The sequence below is a fragment of the Avibacterium sp. 21-599 genome (genome assembly GCF_026226765.1).
Lineage (GTDB): Bacteria > Pseudomonadota > Gammaproteobacteria > Enterobacterales > Pasteurellaceae > Avibacterium.
Genome location: NZ_JAKKOB010000001.1, coordinates 885,628 through 900,347, shown reverse-complemented (window position 1 = coordinate 900,347; position 14,720 = coordinate 885,628). Strand labels below are relative to the sequence as shown.

General features: G+C 39.8%; 20 protein-coding genes and 3 tRNA genes. 14 read left to right on the top strand and 9 right to left on the bottom strand.

The genetic code is table 11. The annotated features are described in order from the left end of the window. Positions 1 to 42 precede the first annotated feature (42 nt). The 9 genes from pyrG (at position 43) to L5B83_RS04415 (ending at position 7,552) form a co-directional block, all read left to right on the top strand. Positions 43 to 1,674, top strand: a complete 1,632-nt coding sequence (pyrG, locus tag L5B83_RS04455) for a glutamine hydrolyzing CTP synthase (protein WP_250351483.1) — start codon at positions 43 to 45, stop codon at positions 1,672 to 1,674. A 115-nt stretch (positions 1,675 to 1,789) separates the two neighbouring features. Continuing rightward, a complete protein-coding gene (eno, locus tag L5B83_RS04450; RefSeq protein WP_265777702.1) occupies positions 1,790 to 3,091 on the top strand; it encodes a phosphopyruvate hydratase in 1,302 nt (433 codons plus the stop codon). Between the two features lie 69 nt (positions 3,092 to 3,160). Next, a complete protein-coding gene (locus L5B83_RS04445; RefSeq protein ID WP_250351485.1) occupies positions 3,161 to 3,574 on the top strand; it encodes a DUF2251 domain-containing protein in 414 nt (137 codons plus the stop codon). Between the two features lie 115 nt (positions 3,575 to 3,689). After that, positions 3,690 to 3,911 (top strand): YceK/YidQ family lipoprotein, encoded by a 222-nt coding sequence (locus L5B83_RS04440; RefSeq protein ID WP_250351486.1) that lies wholly within the window; start codon positions 3,690 to 3,692, stop codon positions 3,909 to 3,911. After that, complete coding sequence (rep, locus tag L5B83_RS04435) at positions 3,908 to 5,920, top strand: DNA helicase Rep (protein ID WP_326938359.1); 2,013 nt, start codon at positions 3,908 to 3,910, stop codon at positions 5,918 to 5,920. The genes L5B83_RS04440 and rep overlap by 4 nt, the downstream gene beginning before the upstream one ends. Before the next feature lie 111 nt (positions 5,921 to 6,031). Then, positions 6,032 to 6,121: transfer RNA gene (locus L5B83_RS04430), tRNA-Ser, on the top strand. Positions 6,122 to 6,131: 10 nt separating this feature from the next. After that, a tRNA-Arg gene (locus L5B83_RS04425) sits at positions 6,132 to 6,208 on the top strand. Positions 6,209 to 6,270: 62 nt separating this feature from the next. Next, positions 6,271 to 6,347: transfer RNA gene (locus tag L5B83_RS04420), tRNA-Arg, on the top strand. Between the two features lie 215 nt (positions 6,348 to 6,562). Continuing rightward, positions 6,563 to 7,552: a tyrosine-type recombinase/integrase gene (locus tag L5B83_RS04415; protein ID WP_265777700.1), complete on the top strand. Its 990-nt coding sequence runs from the start codon at positions 6,563 to 6,565 to the stop codon at positions 7,550 to 7,552. Here L5B83_RS04415 and L5B83_RS04410 read toward each other — a convergent pair. The 8 genes from L5B83_RS04410 to L5B83_RS04375 all read right to left on the bottom strand — a co-directional run bounded on the left by L5B83_RS04410 (position 7,549) and on the right by L5B83_RS04375 (position 12,340). Then, positions 7,549 to 7,833, bottom strand: coding sequence for a hypothetical protein (locus tag L5B83_RS04410; protein ID WP_265777699.1), 285 nt, complete (start codon positions 7,831 to 7,833; stop codon positions 7,549 to 7,551). The two genes, L5B83_RS04415 and L5B83_RS04410, sit on opposite strands and share 4 nt — an antisense overlap. 92 nt (positions 7,834 to 7,925) lie before the next feature. Continuing rightward, complete coding sequence (locus L5B83_RS04405) at positions 7,926 to 8,471, bottom strand: phage N-6-adenine-methyltransferase (protein WP_265777698.1); 546 nt, start codon at positions 8,469 to 8,471, stop codon at positions 7,926 to 7,928. Between the two features lie 26 nt (positions 8,472 to 8,497). Next, positions 8,498 to 10,666, bottom strand: a complete 2,169-nt coding sequence (locus L5B83_RS04400) for a replication endonuclease (RefSeq protein ID WP_265777697.1) — start codon at positions 10,664 to 10,666, stop codon at positions 8,498 to 8,500. 2 nt (positions 10,667 to 10,668) lie between these two features. Continuing rightward, positions 10,669 to 10,953 carry a hypothetical protein gene (locus L5B83_RS04395; protein ID WP_265777696.1) on the bottom strand — a complete coding sequence of 95 codons (285 nt, stop codon included), beginning with the start codon at positions 10,951 to 10,953 and terminating at the stop codon, positions 10,669 to 10,671. A 12-nt stretch (positions 10,954 to 10,965) separates the two neighbouring features. Next, complete coding sequence (locus L5B83_RS04390; protein WP_265777695.1) at positions 10,966 to 11,238, bottom strand: hypothetical protein; 273 nt, start codon at positions 11,236 to 11,238, stop codon at positions 10,966 to 10,968. A gap of 103 nt (positions 11,239 to 11,341) precedes the next feature. After that, a complete protein-coding gene (locus tag L5B83_RS04385) occupies positions 11,342 to 11,680 on the bottom strand; it encodes a hypothetical protein (RefSeq protein WP_265777694.1) in 339 nt (112 codons plus the stop codon). 26 nt (positions 11,681 to 11,706) lie between these two features. Continuing rightward, on the bottom strand, positions 11,707 to 11,979 hold the full coding sequence (locus tag L5B83_RS04380) for a hypothetical protein (RefSeq protein ID WP_265777693.1): 273 nt from the start codon (positions 11,977 to 11,979) through the stop codon (positions 11,707 to 11,709). A 103-nt stretch (positions 11,980 to 12,082) separates the two neighbouring features. Continuing rightward, positions 12,083 to 12,340, bottom strand: coding sequence for a hypothetical protein (locus L5B83_RS04375; protein WP_265777692.1), 258 nt, complete (start codon positions 12,338 to 12,340; stop codon positions 12,083 to 12,085). Positions 12,341 to 12,438: 98 nt separating this feature from the next. On the opposite strand from L5B83_RS04375, the gene L5B83_RS04370 reads away from it, so the two are divergent. Continuing rightward, entirely contained in the window at positions 12,439 to 12,741 is a 303-nt protein-coding gene (locus L5B83_RS04370) for a hypothetical protein (RefSeq protein WP_265777691.1), read from the top strand. 67 nt (positions 12,742 to 12,808) lie between these two features. Here L5B83_RS04370 and L5B83_RS04365 read toward each other — a convergent pair whose 3' ends face one another. Continuing rightward, positions 12,809 to 12,997 carry a hypothetical protein gene (locus tag L5B83_RS04365; protein ID WP_265777690.1) on the bottom strand — a complete coding sequence of 63 codons (189 nt, stop codon included), beginning with the start codon at positions 12,995 to 12,997 and terminating at the stop codon, positions 12,809 to 12,811. A 260-nt stretch (positions 12,998 to 13,257) separates the two neighbouring features. Between L5B83_RS04365 and L5B83_RS04360 the strand changes: the two genes are divergently transcribed. The 4 genes from L5B83_RS04360 to L5B83_RS04345 all read left to right on the top strand — a co-directional run bounded on the left by L5B83_RS04360 (position 13,258) and on the right by L5B83_RS04345 (position 14,673). Further along, positions 13,258 to 13,407 (top strand): hypothetical protein, encoded by a 150-nt coding sequence (locus tag L5B83_RS04360; RefSeq protein ID WP_265777689.1) that lies wholly within the window; start codon positions 13,258 to 13,260, stop codon positions 13,405 to 13,407. Positions 13,408 to 13,516: 109 nt separating this feature from the next. Next, positions 13,517 to 13,660, top strand: a complete 144-nt coding sequence (locus L5B83_RS04355) for a hypothetical protein (RefSeq protein WP_265777688.1) — start codon at positions 13,517 to 13,519, stop codon at positions 13,658 to 13,660. 338 nt (positions 13,661 to 13,998) lie between these two features. Further along, positions 13,999 to 14,184 (top strand): hypothetical protein, encoded by a 186-nt coding sequence (locus tag L5B83_RS04350; RefSeq protein WP_265777687.1) that lies wholly within the window; start codon positions 13,999 to 14,001, stop codon positions 14,182 to 14,184. Positions 14,185 to 14,271: 87 nt separating this feature from the next. Continuing rightward, entirely contained in the window at positions 14,272 to 14,673 is a 402-nt protein-coding gene (locus L5B83_RS04345; RefSeq protein ID WP_265777686.1) for a hypothetical protein, read from the top strand. Positions 14,674 to 14,720 lie beyond the last annotated feature (47 nt).

The following is a 14,720-nucleotide window of genomic DNA, read 5'->3' as shown; positions in this document are numbered from 1 at the left end:
ATGATTATCAATTTTTTCATCTCAACAAATTAGGTTCTATTTATGGCTACCAACTATATTTTTGTAACGGGCGGCGTGGTTTCTTCCCTTGGTAAAGGGATTGCAGCGGCATCATTGGCCGCAATTTTAGAAGCTCGTGGTTTGAATGTAACCATTATGAAACTGGATCCTTATATTAATGTGGATCCCGGTACAATGAGTCCAACCCAACACGGTGAAGTGTTTGTGACCCAAGACGGCGCAGAAACGGATCTCGATCTCGGGCATTATGAGCGTTTTATTCGCACTAAAATGACCAAACGCAATAATTTTACTACGGGTAAAATTTATTCTGAAGTCTTACGCAAAGAGCGTCGAGGCGACTATCTTGGGGCGACCATTCAAGTTATCCCACATATCACCAACGAAATTAAAGCGCGCGTGATTGATGGCGCAGCGGGACACGATGTGGCTATCGTGGAAGTGGGCGGAACAGTGGGGGATATTGAATCATTACCGTTCTTAGAGGCATTACGTCAGCTTGCTGTGCAAGTGGGGCGTGAACGTACGATTTTTATGCATCTAACCCTTGTGCCTTATATTCCAACAGCGGGCGAAGTGAAAACCAAGCCAACGCAACATTCAGTTAAAGAATTGCTCTCAATTGGAATTCAGCCTGATGTGTTAATTTGCCGTTCTGATCGTATGATCCCACCAAATGAACGTGCCAAAATTGCCTTGTTCTGTAATGTGCCAGAACGTGCGGTGATTTCGTTGAAAGATGTGAATTCTATTTATCAGATTCCAGCTTTATTGAAATCACAAGGCCTAGATGAGTTTATTTGTCAGCGCTTCCAGCTAGATTGCCCTGAAGCCGATTTAAGCGAATGGGAGCAAGTGCTTTATCAACAAGCTAACCCAACAGGTGAAGTAACCATTGGTATGGTAGGGAAATATATTGAGTTACCTGATGCTTATAAATCCGTGAATGAAGCATTAAAACACGGGGGATTAAAAAACCGTCTAAATGTGAATATTAAGTATATTGATTCAGAAGATGTTGAAAGCAAAGGCACAGAGGTGCTAAAAGGCTTAGATGGTATTTTAGTGCCGGGTGGCTTTGGCTATCGTGGGGTGGAAGGCAAAATTCGCACCGCACAATATGCCCGAGAAAACAACATTCCGTACTTAGGCATTTGTTTAGGAATGCAAGTAGCATTAATTGAATATGCGCGTCATAAAGCAGGATTGACCGAAGCAAATTCCACTGAGTTTGATAAAAATTGTAAACAGCCTGTAGTGGGCTTAATTACAGAATGGCAAGATGCAGAAGGAAATATCGAAACCCGTAGTGATAAGTCTGATCTTGGTGGCACAATGCGTTTAGGCGCACAGCAATGTCATCTTGCCGAAGGCAGCCGAGCGCGTGAGCTATATGGTGCAGAAACCATTGAAGAGCGTCATCGTCATCGTTACGAGGTAAACAATACCCTATTACCACAAATTGAAAAAGCCGGTTTAAAAGTAACAGGGTTATCTGCGGATAAAAAATTAGTGGAAATTATTGAAGTACCAAATCACCCTTGGTTTGTCGCTTGTCAGTTCCACCCTGAATTTACCTCAACCCCACGTGATGGTCATCCATTATTTGAGGGCTTTGTCAAAGCAGCAAAGGAACATCAGAAAAATAGTTAAAAAATAGTGTTTTGATCAAATAAGCAGTATTTTTAACAAGACAAATTCGGAAAAACGCTTTACTATAAGTGCGATTTTTCAAGAATTCATTTTGAACTTAAAAGAGGAAAATAAAATGGCGAAAATCGTTAAAATTATTGGTCGTGAAATCATTGACTCGCGCGGTAACCCAACTGTTGAAGCAGAAGTTCACCTTGAAGGTGGTTTTGTCGGTCTGGCTGCTGCACCATCTGGCGCATCAACAGGTTCTCGTGAAGCATTAGAATTACGCGATGGCGATAAATCTCGTTTCTTAGGTAAAGGTGTGTTAAAAGCGGTTGAAGCGGTAAATGGTCCAATCGCACAAGCCTTAGTGGGTAAAGATGCCACTAACCAAGCAGAAATCGACCAAATTATGATCGACTTAGACGGCACGGAAAATAAATCTAAATTCGGTGCAAACGCAATTTTAGCGGTTTCTCTTGCTAACGCGAAAGCAGCGGCAGCATCTAAAGGTTTACCACTTTATGCATGGATTGCAGAGCTAAACGGCACACCGGGCGTTTACTCAATGCCATTACCAATGATGAACATTATCAACGGTGGTGAACACGCAGATAACAACGTGGATATTCAAGAGTTTATGATCCAACCAGTGGGTGCGAAAACCTTAAAAGAAGCACTACGTATCGGTGCCGAAGTATTCCATAACCTTGCTAAAGTATTAAAATCTAAAGGTTTAAGCACCGCAGTAGGTGATGAGGGTGGTTTTGCACCTAACCTAGAATCAAATGCAGCAGCGCTTGCTTGTATCAAAGAAGCGGTAGAGAAAGCCGGTTATGTATTAGGTAAAGATGTTACATTGGCAATGGACTGTGCATCATCTGAATTCTACAACAAAGAAAACGGTATGTACGAAATGAAAGGTGAAGGTAAATCATTCACTTCTCAAGAATTTACTCACTACTTAGAAGGTTTATGCCAAGAATACCCAATCGTGTCTATCGAAGATGGTCAAGACGAATCAGATTGGGACGGTTTCGCATACCAAACTAAAGTATTAGGCGATAAAGTTCAATTAGTGGGTGATGACTTATTCGTAACTAACACCAAAATCTTAAAAGAAGGGATTGAAAAAGGGATTGCAAACTCAATCTTAATTAAATTCAACCAAATTGGTTCATTAACTGAAACTTTAGCTGCAATCAAAATGGCAAAAGATGCAGGTTACACAGCGGTTATCTCACACCGTTCAGGCGAAACTGAAGATGCAACTATTGCTGATTTAGCAGTAGGCACAGCAGCAGGTCAAATCAAAACGGGTTCAATGAGCCGCTCAGACCGTATTGCAAAATACAACCAATTAATCCGTATCGAAGAAGCATTAGGCGAAAAAGCGCCATTCTTAGGATTAAAAGCAGTTAAAGGTCAAGCGTAATTTATTACCTGATTTACCTAAGCCACCGAATTACCGGTGGCTTTTTATTACCTAAAAATAGGAGAAACAATGCTTTATTCTGTTCTTGATGAAAAGCTAAAAATTGGTGAAAAATACCGTTGTGGCGCACATTCACCACAGCACGAACATTTACTGGTTATTTTTGAAGATGATGGTGAAACAGGCTATTTTTATGCCCTTGATTTGCATCAGAGATCTCAGCCTGTAGTGGATAGTCTTTTTGTATATGCAGTGAATGATATTGATAAAAATTCTTTAGCTGAGCCACGAGATTTACAGATTTGTTGGTCAGAAAATGGTTATCAAGCCTTTTTACTGATTAATGGTTATCCTCACGCCGTATTTGATTTTCACCAATTTGTTGGCTACAACCACAGTAAATATCCTACACCAAATTTTGAAAGTATGTGGGTGCATAAAGAAACGACACAAGAGCTTGTTAATCAATGGATTATAAGATAATGTTTGACATATTAGTTGTTTTGAAATCACACATTATGTAGCTATCTTGGCAATTCCCGTTTTATTTCTTACTTTCTATTTTTTATAATGTCCGAAATTTTTTGTCTCATTTAGTATGAAAAAAATAGTAATAATTCCTACCGCACTTTGTTTACTTTCGGGTTGTGGCACGGTGGTGAAGTTGGTTGATCCAAGTAAACCTTATGAAAGCTATGCGGGTACAAAATATGATTGGCAGATGGCTCAAAAATGGGGACTGCCAATTTTAGATTTGCCTTTATCTTTTTTATTAGACACCGCATTATTGCCCTATGCGTGGGCGGAAGAAGCCAAATGAAATTAAATGTACAACAACAACAAGCTGTTCATTATGTCTCTGGGCCTTGCTTGGTTTTAGCGGGCGCTGGTTCGGGGAAAACGCGAGTTATCATCAATAAAATTGCGTATTTAATCGCAAATTGTGGTTATTCCGCCAAGCAAATCGCGGCGGTAACCTTTACTAATAAAGCGGCACGAGAGATGAAAGAACGGGTGGCGCATTCTATTGGCAAAGCGCAAAGTCGCGGTTTGACGATTTCTACCTTCCATACCCTTGGTTTTGAGATTGTAAAGCGAGAATATAAGCATTTAGGGCTAAAATCTTCGATCACTTTATTTGATGATTCGGATCAAATGGCGTTATTAAAGGAATTAACCCAAGATCTTCTACAACAAGATAAAGATTTATTGAAAGCGTTGATTACGCGTATTGCCCGTTGGAAAAATGATCTTATTTTGCCTGCCCAAGCCCTTGCAATGGCAGAAGATCCCCAAGAACAAACATTCGCCCAATGCTATCAACGCTATGCCACTCAGTTGCGTGCTTATAATGCCTTAGATTTTGATGATTTAATTATGCAGCCTACTTTGCTGTTACGTGAAAATGCAGAAGTGCGGTCAAAATGGCAGGCAAAAATTCGCTATTTGCTGGTGGATGAATATCAGGATACCAATACGAGCCAGTATGAATTAATCAAATTGTTGGTGGGGGAGGCTGCGAGATTTACCGTAGTAGGCGATGACGATCAATCTATTTATTCTTGGCGTGGTGCAAAACCGCAAAATATGGCTCGCCTAAAAAACGATTTCCCACAGTTAGAAGTGATTAAACTTGAGCAAAATTATCGTTCTACAGGGCGAATTTTGCATTGTGCCAATATTTTGATTGCCAACAACGATCACGTTTTTGATAAAAAATTATTTTCTACCTTAGGTAAAGGGGAAAAATTACAAGTGATCGAGGCTAAAAATGAGGAAAATGAAGCAGAACGGGTGGTGGGAGAGCTGATTACACACCGTTTTATGCGTAAAACCAAATACCGTGATTATGCCATTTTGTATCGGGGAAATCATCAATCCCGTTTATTTGAAAAGGTACTTATGCAAAATCGTATTCCTTACAAGATTTCTGGTGGTACGTCTTTTTTCTCAAGGGCTGAAATCAAAGATATGATGGCATATTTGCGCGTTTTGGTGAATCAAGATGATGATGCCGCATTGCTACGTATTATCAATACGCCAAAGCGAGAAATTGGTATGGCAACCCTTGAAAAATTGGGATCATTGGCAGCGCAGAAACATATTAGTTTATTTGAAGCCATTTTTGATTTTGAATTAATTCAACGCGTTACGCCAAAAGCTTATGATGCGTTGCAAAATTTTGCGCGTTGGATTGTTGAGCTTAATGATGACATTTTACGCGCTGAACCAGAAGATGCCATTCGCCGAATGTTAAGCCAATTGCATTATGAAGAATATCTTTACGAAACGGCCACTTCACCAAGAATGGCAGAAGTACAAAGTAAAAATGTGGCGACCTTATTCCAATGGGTAGCAGAAATGCTTAAAGGCGATGAATTTAATGAGCCAATGACGCTCAATCAAGTGGTTGCCCGCCTAACCTTGCGTGATATGTTAGAGCGTGGTGAAGAAGATGATGAAAGCGATCAAGTGCAATTGATGACATTACACGCCTCAAAAGGGCTGGAATTTCCTCACGTTTTTTTAGTGGGAATGGAAGAAAATATCCTGCCACACCAAACCAGCATTGATGAAGACAATGTGGAAGAAGAACGACGCTTAGCCTATGTAGGGATTACACGCGCGCAACAAACGCTGACCTTTTCCTTATGCAAAGAGCGGCGACAATTTGGCGAAGTTTTTAAACCGATGCCAAGCCGCTTTTTAGATGAATTGCCGCCAGATGATGTGCAATGGGAAAAAGACAAACCAGTAATGACAACAGAAGAAAAGCAGAACCAAACAAAGAAAAACCTTGCGAATCTACGCGCGATTTTGAAAGGCTAGTTGATATTTATTCCTTGTTGTAGATAAATCATTCAAACAAATAATTATTTGCAAAAAATCGTTTGACTTATGCTGAGGCAATCCGTATTATACCGCCCACAAACCGATTGCGGTGAGATGGCCGAGAGGCTGAAGGCGCACCCCTGCTAAGGGTGTATAGGGGAAACTCTATCGAGGGTTCGAATCCCTCTCTCACCGCCATTTACTCAGGGCACCCGTAGCTCAGCTGGATAGAGTACTCGGCTACGAACCGAGCGGTCAGAGGTTCGAATCCTCTCGGGTGCGCCATTTTGTTGAACTCTACAGCAAAATTAAAATGATTAAATGATTGGTTAGTATAACTCAAATACGCACCCGTAGCTCAGCTGGATAGAGTACTCGGCTACGAACCGAGCGGTCAAAGGTTCGAATCCTTTCGGGTGCGCCATCTTATTAGTTTCCCCTTTATATAAAAACATATTTTTTCTTGATCTAATATGATATTCGCTTGAAAAATAACGTATTTTTCTAGTTTTTCTTAATTTTCCCCGCTCTATTGTTGGCTTGATTGTGATCAGATTTGATCTGTTGTAACATTTATTTGCACCAAAAATGCACCATCACTGCACCAATTATTGCACCAAACCAAATATTTAAGATTTTATGGCAACATTTACAAAAAGAAATGCGACTTGGCGAGCGCAAGTTAGGAAAAAAGGCGTTGTTAAATCAAAGTCATTCCGCACAAAAGCGGAAGCTGTCGCTTGGGCGAATAGAACAGAAATGGAAATTGAAACAGGCTCATACAGTGAAATTGTCGATATCCCTTTTAGCGACGTGGTTGAGCGTTATTTACGCGAAGTTACACTAAAAAAACGCAGCGCAAGGAAAGAGACACTCTTGTTATATCGTTTTTTGGCATTGCCGATAGCAAAAAAATCCCTCAAAGAGCTAAAAGAAGAAGATTTTCAGCGGTGGCGAGATGAACGCTTGAAAACCGTATCATCAGCGACGGTATTAAGAGAATGGGCGGTAATTAGCCATATTTTTAACACGGCGATAACCGAATGGAAATTGCTCAAAAATAATCCTTTGAAAGGCGTGAAGAAACCTGCAACGCCTAAGCCTCGCACAAGACGTTATAGCCAAGATGAAATTGATGCACTGATTTACAGTTCGGGATTTTCCTTTGATGAATTGCCGACTACCGCCACATCAAGGGTGGGCGCAGCCATTTTATTTGCCATTGAAACCGCAATGCGCGCAGGTGAAATTGTTAATTTAACCTGGGAGCATATCCATTTTGAAGACCGCATTGCCCATTTACCCAAAACTAAAAATGGTTGGCCCAGAGATGTCCCATTATCAACCCAAGCGATCAAAATATTAAAATTATTAGAGAAAATGAAAGAGGGGGAAAGTGTTTTTCAGCTTAGCACATCTTTACTTGATGCCCTATTTCGTAAGCTGAAAAATAGAATGATGCTAGAAGATTTACATTTTCACGATACCCGCCGCGAAGCACTGACAAGATTGGCTGAAAAAGTTGATGTGATGACTTTGGCAAAAATATCAGGGCATAGGGATTTAAGCATCTTACAAAATACCTACTATGCCCCTGATATGAAAAAAGTGGCACATTTGTTAGACTAACGCCGATTTCTTGCCCGTTTACGGGCAAAGGCAATCACATCACCTGCCAGCCAACGATTAGCCGCTTTTCCCCCAGTGCGCTTTTGCAATTCAATCGCATTGGGGAAATCGGGATCCGCAATTACCGCTCTTTTAGTATGCTCATAGCTAAATTGGAAATAATCTGCAATATCTTGTGCTGTCCAAACTAAGGTGCTTTTTTCGTCAATCATTGTGCTAGCCACAAGAGTTCGTAAGGCTTGCAATTCTTGGTGTAGTTGCTCGTTTGTAATGTTTTCCATTTTAAATTTCCTTATTTAAATTTGATTTAGGTTTATTTTTTGGTACAGGGGGCAAATCATAAGGTCTTGCATTATGATTTACGGGAATATGACTAAAGGGCTGATAAACCATTCTCAAGCCCCCATTGGTTACCAATTTCTCGCATTTTTAGCATTGATATATAGCTTGTTTTTAAACAATCTAAGCCGTTGCTTGGGGCGAATAAAACCAGCATTTGCCCTTTATTATTTTGATCGGTTTCTTCGCCTGTTTCGTTGTTGATAAAAGGGACACGCTTATCTGTGATATAAACAATCTCTTTGGCATTACGCACACATTGATTAAACCATTTAGTCGAATTGTCCACATTGAGCAGCATTACTACGGTTTTATTGTGTAGTACGGATTGCTGGATAGCCCTCATCACAAATGGTAATGGATTTGAATAAGGCGGATTGCACCAACAAAAACGTCCGTTCCATTCAGTGATCAAAGTGTTTTGTTCTGGGCTGATGTATTTTTTCACTTTCTTGTTATGATCCATTGCACATACATCAAGATCAAACCTGATCCCGAAGTAGGCTTCTGCAAACCAAAATACCCACCAAGGTGTCGCCCACAAATCTTTGTTCTGTTTCTTTGTATTTGATTTATTCATAACAATCTCTTTAGAATTTAATTTTCTCACTGCACAAACCATTCCCCTGCATCGCCCATAAATGGCACAGGTTCTTGATTTGGGATAATTTCTACCTTGTTATTAATAAATCTCACCGATTGTTTATGGTTTAACACCAATAAATTTCCTTTCAATAAATAAGCTAACTGCCGATCATTGAGAGGTAAACAAATTGGTTTGAGTGCTTTTTGCACGATTTCCACATCATTTTGACGAGCATTTAAAAATAACGTTAAATTGTCTATTTTTTGTTCCGTACAGTTATTGACAGAACTCCAAGGCGAGCTACGCTCGCAATGTTTCAACGCCTCACTACGTTCGGCTTGTTGTGCTTTTAATACCGATTTTTTAACTAAACGATAAACCTTAGTGCGAGTTAAAACCGCCTTGAAAGATTTCATTTGTTGGTTAAAAAATCCAATCACTTTTTTACTCACCTCCCCATATTTATTTGGCTCACGTTTTTCATAGCAAGTGCGTGCCAGTAATTCATCACGGCTCGCACAAGGATCACCATTGCCTTGTAGCAACGTATATTCCGCCCAATCGCCTTTATCTGCTGCCTCAACCAACTTCGTCAACGCCTCATCACCCTCAACCACGCCACCACGTTTGCGGCGCGCCTCACGCCATACCGAAACAGGTGAACCGCCGATTTGCTGGAACTGACGGATACGCCATTTAGACGCCCAAGCAGAAACATTTTTAGCCATATCTTTCAGGCTCTCGCCTGTTTCCTCGTCCTTGTCATCATCACAAGCATAGCCATCAATGTTTTTGGCAATATATTTGGCGATGTAACCTGTGGCAGAGCCTTTTTCCCAGTCGATAGCTTTAGCCGTAAAGCGGTGTTCATCTGCTCCTTTCTCATCACCATCTTCTTCCAGTGCATAATACTTAAACACCTCACGGCATTCTTGTACTTGGTCTTGTGGCATAAATAACAATAAATGCCAATGTGGCGTGCCGTCGTGATGCGGTTCAACCACACGAAAGCCAAAGGGACGAATGCCACGGCGTGACAACGCCGCACGGATTTTGGCAAACAGGTTGCATAAATAACGCTGGGTATCTTTCGGACTGGAGAAATTCCAATTGGCAACAAATCCACCCTGACTATGCACAGCGTGATAGCTGCTGGGGGCAGTCAAGGTATAAAATTCCCCGGCATAGCCCAAGTGTTTAGCGATTTCCTCAAAGCCACGCATACGCACCATCAATTCCGCACGGCGAATAGCAGGGTTGGAAACAGTTTTATAAAACATCTCTTCCAGCTCCAACACTTCGCCATCTTCATCAATTAATGCCATTTGTTTGATAAATTCACGGGCTTTGCGTTTTTTTAATCGCCATTCTGCAATGGCTTCACGGCTGGCATAAGGCGAGGCTTTTTTCTGCACTTGCCCCACCGCAATCATTAAATGCTCACGAATTTGTGAACGTGCCATTAACAGCTTAGTGCGCCACCAATCTTCACAGCGCATTTTTTCAAGGGCAATATTGCAACGATTTTCATCTAGATTGCCCTGCTGAAATTGACGATAAAAGGGTGGCTCAACCCCTTTCATCTGGGTGTAGTACGCCATCTTTTTATAAAGTGCGGTAAAAATTTGGTCGATTTCTTCCGCACTTTTTAATGGCTTGGTGCGGTTGTGAATATATTTATCTTCAAATTGCACCACCATTTCCTGCAACGCATCAGCAAATGATTTAGAAAAGGTCTCTACATCTTGCACAGAGAACTCATCTAAACCGATTACTTTCTGTTGTACTTTTTTCCCTTTAATCACACCAAAGGTATAAACCGAGCCTTTCACACGGCTAATTGATGTGGTGATCGGGTAACGTTTCATCACCCCTTCCACGCGAGCCAACACCCCTTTATCCATTGTTTCACGTAGCCACGTGTTGGCTTGTCGGCGATTGCCTTTGCGGAAGGTGCGAATATAGCGTTTTACAAAATATTGGCTTAAATAGTCAGGTAAATCTTGAATATAGCCATAAGCAAAAGGGAACGCATCTGCATCAAAATTGAATAATTCATATTGCGCAGGCGTCAGCCCTTTTGGTTGTGGCTGATAGTCAATTTTCGGCGAACGTTGCAAAAAGGGTTCTGAAACCCTTTTTTCGCCTAATAACGGGCGATTTTCATCCACAAATCTTAAGACGTCCATTTTTAGAAACTCGGTTGTTCTAATTGAGCAAGGTATTCGCTGTTAAGTTGGAAATATTCCAACACTTTGCTACAGGTGTTTTTAATCACATCTTTGCTTTCTTCAATGGCTAATATCTCGTGTTCGGTTAAAGCAAAGAGATTGATTTCATCAAGTACGCCCTGAATGCTTTTATGTAATCGCCCAATTTTTCGCACCTTGCCATTGGGTAAGGTTTCTAATAGCTGATAGCCTGTTTCTAAACGTAAAATTTGCAGTTCTGCACCGCAGTCTAAATAAATCATCATCTTGTTTTCCTTCTAGTTCATTAAGGGTTTTAACCACATTGCACCAATAATTCGCTCGTTACTCACCTTGCCCTTATCGGCAATTCTTATCTCCACTTGCAAGCTATTTACTCGCGTTTCCGAAGAGTAAGCGGACACCGACCAAAGCTGCCCTAAACAGTCCTTAAACGTTCTCTGATATTCACCATTAAGGGGATAAGGGCAATCCCACAAGGCTTTCAGGCATAAGCCTTGAAAATACGCATCACATAACATTCCTTGCGTGCCGGTAACGGTAAATTTCATTGCTCGTCTTCCTCGTCCCAGTGGGTTTCAATCCAGTGATCGATCCACAAAATTAATGCCGTAACCGCAACTGACCCTGCTAACAACATCATTAACATTGCAATCATTCTGATCTCCACAATACTTTTCGATACTCAACCAACATTGCTTTTGTTGGGATTGCATTAATGGCGTTATGCAGTTCAATCATTCCCTGCACCAGCTTTATTTGCCCCGCTTTGGAATAATGCTCCCAGCGATCACCGAGAGCCATTGAACTGGCTAAATCGGCTTTGGTCACCTTACCAAGCAAGCAAACACTACGCTTGGCATCTTGGGCTAATTGATTAAACGCACGCACCGCAGTATCTTGACAGCCCAAAATTTGATGGCAGTTTTGTATCCCTCTCGCATTTGTTTCAGGTGATGTTTTTGGATACTGCGGAAATTGTTCAAACGCCATAATGCCTCCTTACAAGCAATCCGAGTTTAACGGCTTAACCAATCCCAAAAGCGCGATAAAACACTCACTTTTTGCCCCGCACTTTCAGGTAGCACAATGCACTCTAAATGGCTTAAACGTTCTAAAATTTCTTCCGTGGTGATCACGTCTAACTGGCGTAATTTCTGATTGTGCGCATTAATACGCTGTTGGTGGTTCATCAATTTTTCTAGCTTTTCCACGCGTTGCTGAAGTTTGAAAACATTCACACGGCGTTTACCAAGTGCGGTGAGTTTTTGTGTGCTTTTTTGTTTAATCATTGTTCAAATCCTTAAATTTAGGTTGCAAAAATCCCTCGGCAAACTTTTCTGAATTTGAAAAGGCTCGCCGATGGCTCGGTTTAAGTTGGAATTAAGTTAAAGGTTAGGTTTGATTTTCTTGCTCAAATAAATCCTGTTGATTTGGGTCAATCTGCGCCAACGGTTTATTAATGCGTAACGCCTCGGCACGTTCGTGATAAATTGGGGTTTCCAGTTTCAAGATTTCTGCCCCAACGTGATTTTTAGCCCCACAGTTATTACAAATGGCTAAAATCTTAATCGTCCGCATACCAATACGTTGCGAAGTCCGCACACGCACATTTTTACTGCCACAATTTAAGCAAGGTAAATCAACTTGCATTTATGCCTCCTGCTTAGGGGTAAGTGCTTTAATTAATTGTTTCAATTCGGTAAGATACTCCTCACTATGTCGCAACAACGAACGAGGAAAATCACCCAATGACGAATTCAAATGCAACTCAACAAGCCAAAGATGATGCTGTTTCGCCTGTGCAAGCACAGCTTGAAGCACTTCAAGATCAGATGTTTGCTTTGCAACAACTTGCAGTCTTCCATAATAATCAGCTTTCAGCACATCAAGCGGTGCTGAATGCACTGATTGCGCATTACGTTCAACAAGGTTTTTCACTTTCTGACCTGCATCAACAGGTGCTTTCGCAGCTTGATTTGCCACATCAATCAGAAGAAGATAAGGCACAACTGGCACAGGCACTGACGGCGATTTTCCCACCTGCGGATTAGTTTGATTTTGCCCTGCACATTCAGGGCATTTTTTACATTGTTTACACATGCACACCACCTTTTAAATTTAATTCAAGCCTAAACCTTGTCTAATTAAAATCCGTCCCATTTGAGAAATTGAACGGTTTTCTTTCTTGGCTCGTTGTTCGAGCATTTTCATTTCATACAATGAAATCATCGCCTGATGGCGAATATTGGCGACAGCTTGAGGCTGTTTGTCCTCCTTTGTAAATTGCATTACTGTGATCTCGGTCATCTTAATCCCCTTGAGTTATAACGGCTTTTTTGCTATATAAAGAGCTATTACTAATTATTAGTAAGTAGCTTAATGTGATTAATAATATATTGCACATTTGTGCAATAGGAATAGTTGAAAAATGTTGCAAATTTCTGATTTTTTAAAATCTGAACGCGAGCGTTTAGGGCTAACTCAAGAAGAAATCGCCACAAAATGCGGGGGGGGGGGGGGGGGGGGGGGCGAAACGAGCATATATTTATTATGAACAAGGGGAGCGTGTGCCGAATACCGATTTTTTAGCTACCCTCACTCAAATTGGTGGTGATGTAATGTATGTTCTAAGTGGCATAAGAGGAGTGGCTCAACTTTCATCACTAGAAAATATGGTATTGAATGTATTTAACTCCTTAGACGATCAAAAAAATTAGAAGTTATAGGTTTTTTAAATGGTTTAAAGAATGTGGATAAAAGCAATAGTGTTATCCCAAAAGCAGTTATAGCAGGAAGCCAAACTATAAAAATAAAATAGGAAGTTTTATGAAAAACAAATTACTACCAAATGATATTATTCAGAAAATAGAGAGTTTAGCAAAAAGTTATGAAAGCTATTTTAGCTATATGAACTCAGAACCTATGCGAAAAATGTTGGCTGTCAATAAGAAATTTTCATCTATTAACTAAGCTGTTCCTAATATTGATTTTTACCAAAATGATATAATTTCTCATTTAAAAGAAACAGTAAAAATTTATAATCAAGTATTGGAATATTACGATTTTAAAGAATTACTAGATAAGCATAGACATAAAACTTTCGAAGAAATTGGCAATATATCAGAGGAGGATATAAAAAAGTTGAAGAAGACCTTTCTAACAACGAATTCAATCAGCTTGAGAGCGAGATAATTCAAGACTCTTTATCCTATTTATTAAGAGAGAAGGATAAAATAAAGAAAACGAATAATTCTGCCTCATCTAAAATTAAAGTTTATTCTTTTGTATTATTTTCATTGCTATCTTATATGAAAGATGCTGGTAGTCCTATATTAAATAACTCTGCTGAAAATCAGCAAGTTGCTGGAGTAGTTGAAACACAATATTTAGATAAGTCTAACAATTCTAATAATTCAACCAACATCAACATAAATGGACATAAAAACACCATTAACATTTACAATAAAGAATGCGTCGATAAAAAAGTGAAGTAATTAATACCATTCTATTAATTTATACGTGTATAATTTTGACTGTAATTTTAATTATCATTTCTTTCTAAATATCAGAGGGATTAGAGGGTGAAAAAATTATTCGTTGTTCTAAGTGTTATTTTTGTATCAGCGATTGCTAGTGGTAATAATTTATCAACTATTCCAAAAAGCTATGCTGAAGCATTAAAAGGATTAGATATAAAAGGTGCGGAGTTAAATAATAGTTTTCTCTCCGTCAGTTTTAATCGAGAGCAAATAAGTAAAGAGATGCTGGGAAGTGTTGTTAGAGGTTTTTGTTACCAAATGTTTCTTGATAAAAAATTTGCTAAAACACTTGATTTAAAAAGAGTAATGATTACGAATAGACATTATTCCCATAGTTTTAATTTTGAAACAGATGTTAAGCAGTATTGCACGAATATTTCAAAATTGACAGATGAAGAAATTAAGCAACAGTTCCCATTTGATCGTTATGTAACGGAAAATTAAGAATGAAAAAACTCCTCCTAATTCTCACCGCACTTTGCTTTTGGGCT

Bases quoted from the DNA above. Each gene is read 5' to 3' on its own strand.
- pyrG (WP_250351483.1), top strand. From the start codon at position 43: ATGGCTACCAACTATATTTTTGTAACGGGCGGCGTGGTTTCTTCCCTT.
- eno (WP_265777702.1), top strand. From the start codon at position 1,790: ATGGCGAAAATCGTTAAAATTATTGGTCGTGAAATCATTGACTCGCGC.
- L5B83_RS04445 (WP_250351485.1), top strand. From the start codon at position 3,161: ATGCTTTATTCTGTTCTTGATGAAAAGCTAAAAATTGGTGAAAAATAC.
- L5B83_RS04440 (WP_250351486.1), top strand. From the start codon at position 3,690: ATGAAAAAAATAGTAATAATTCCTACCGCACTTTGTTTACTTTCGGGT.
- rep (WP_326938359.1), top strand. From the start codon at position 3,908: ATGAAATTAAATGTACAACAACAACAAGCTGTTCATTATGTCTCTGGG.
- L5B83_RS04415 (WP_265777700.1), top strand. From the start codon at position 6,563: ATGGCAACATTTACAAAAAGAAATGCGACTTGGCGAGCGCAAGTTAGG.
- L5B83_RS04410 (WP_265777699.1), bottom strand. From the start codon at position 7,833: ATGGAAAACATTACAAACGAGCAACTACACCAAGAATTGCAAGCCTTA.
- L5B83_RS04405 (WP_265777698.1), bottom strand. From the start codon at position 8,471: ATGAATAAATCAAATACAAAGAAACAGAACAAAGATTTGTGGGCGACA.
- L5B83_RS04400 (WP_265777697.1), bottom strand. From the start codon at position 10,666: ATGGACGTCTTAAGATTTGTGGATGAAAATCGCCCGTTATTAGGCGAA.
- L5B83_RS04395 (WP_265777696.1), bottom strand. From the start codon at position 10,953: ATGATGATTTATTTAGACTGCGGTGCAGAACTGCAAATTTTACGTTTA.
- L5B83_RS04390 (WP_265777695.1), bottom strand. From the start codon at position 11,238: ATGAAATTTACCGTTACCGGCACGCAAGGAATGTTATGTGATGCGTAT.
- L5B83_RS04385 (WP_265777694.1), bottom strand. From the start codon at position 11,680: ATGGCGTTTGAACAATTTCCGCAGTATCCAAAAACATCACCTGAAACA.
- L5B83_RS04380 (WP_265777693.1), bottom strand. From the start codon at position 11,979: ATGATTAAACAAAAAAGCACACAAAAACTCACCGCACTTGGTAAACGC.
- L5B83_RS04375 (WP_265777692.1), bottom strand. From the start codon at position 12,340: ATGCAAGTTGATTTACCTTGCTTAAATTGTGGCAGTAAAAATGTGCGT.
- L5B83_RS04370 (WP_265777691.1), top strand. From the start codon at position 12,439: ATGACGAATTCAAATGCAACTCAACAAGCCAAAGATGATGCTGTTTCG.
- L5B83_RS04365 (WP_265777690.1), bottom strand. From the start codon at position 12,997: ATGACCGAGATCACAGTAATGCAATTTACAAAGGAGGACAAACAGCCT.
- L5B83_RS04355 (WP_265777688.1), top strand. From the start codon at position 13,517: ATGAAAAACAAATTACTACCAAATGATATTATTCAGAAAATAGAGAGT.
- L5B83_RS04350 (WP_265777687.1), top strand. From the start codon at position 13,999: ATGAAAGATGCTGGTAGTCCTATATTAAATAACTCTGCTGAAAATCAG.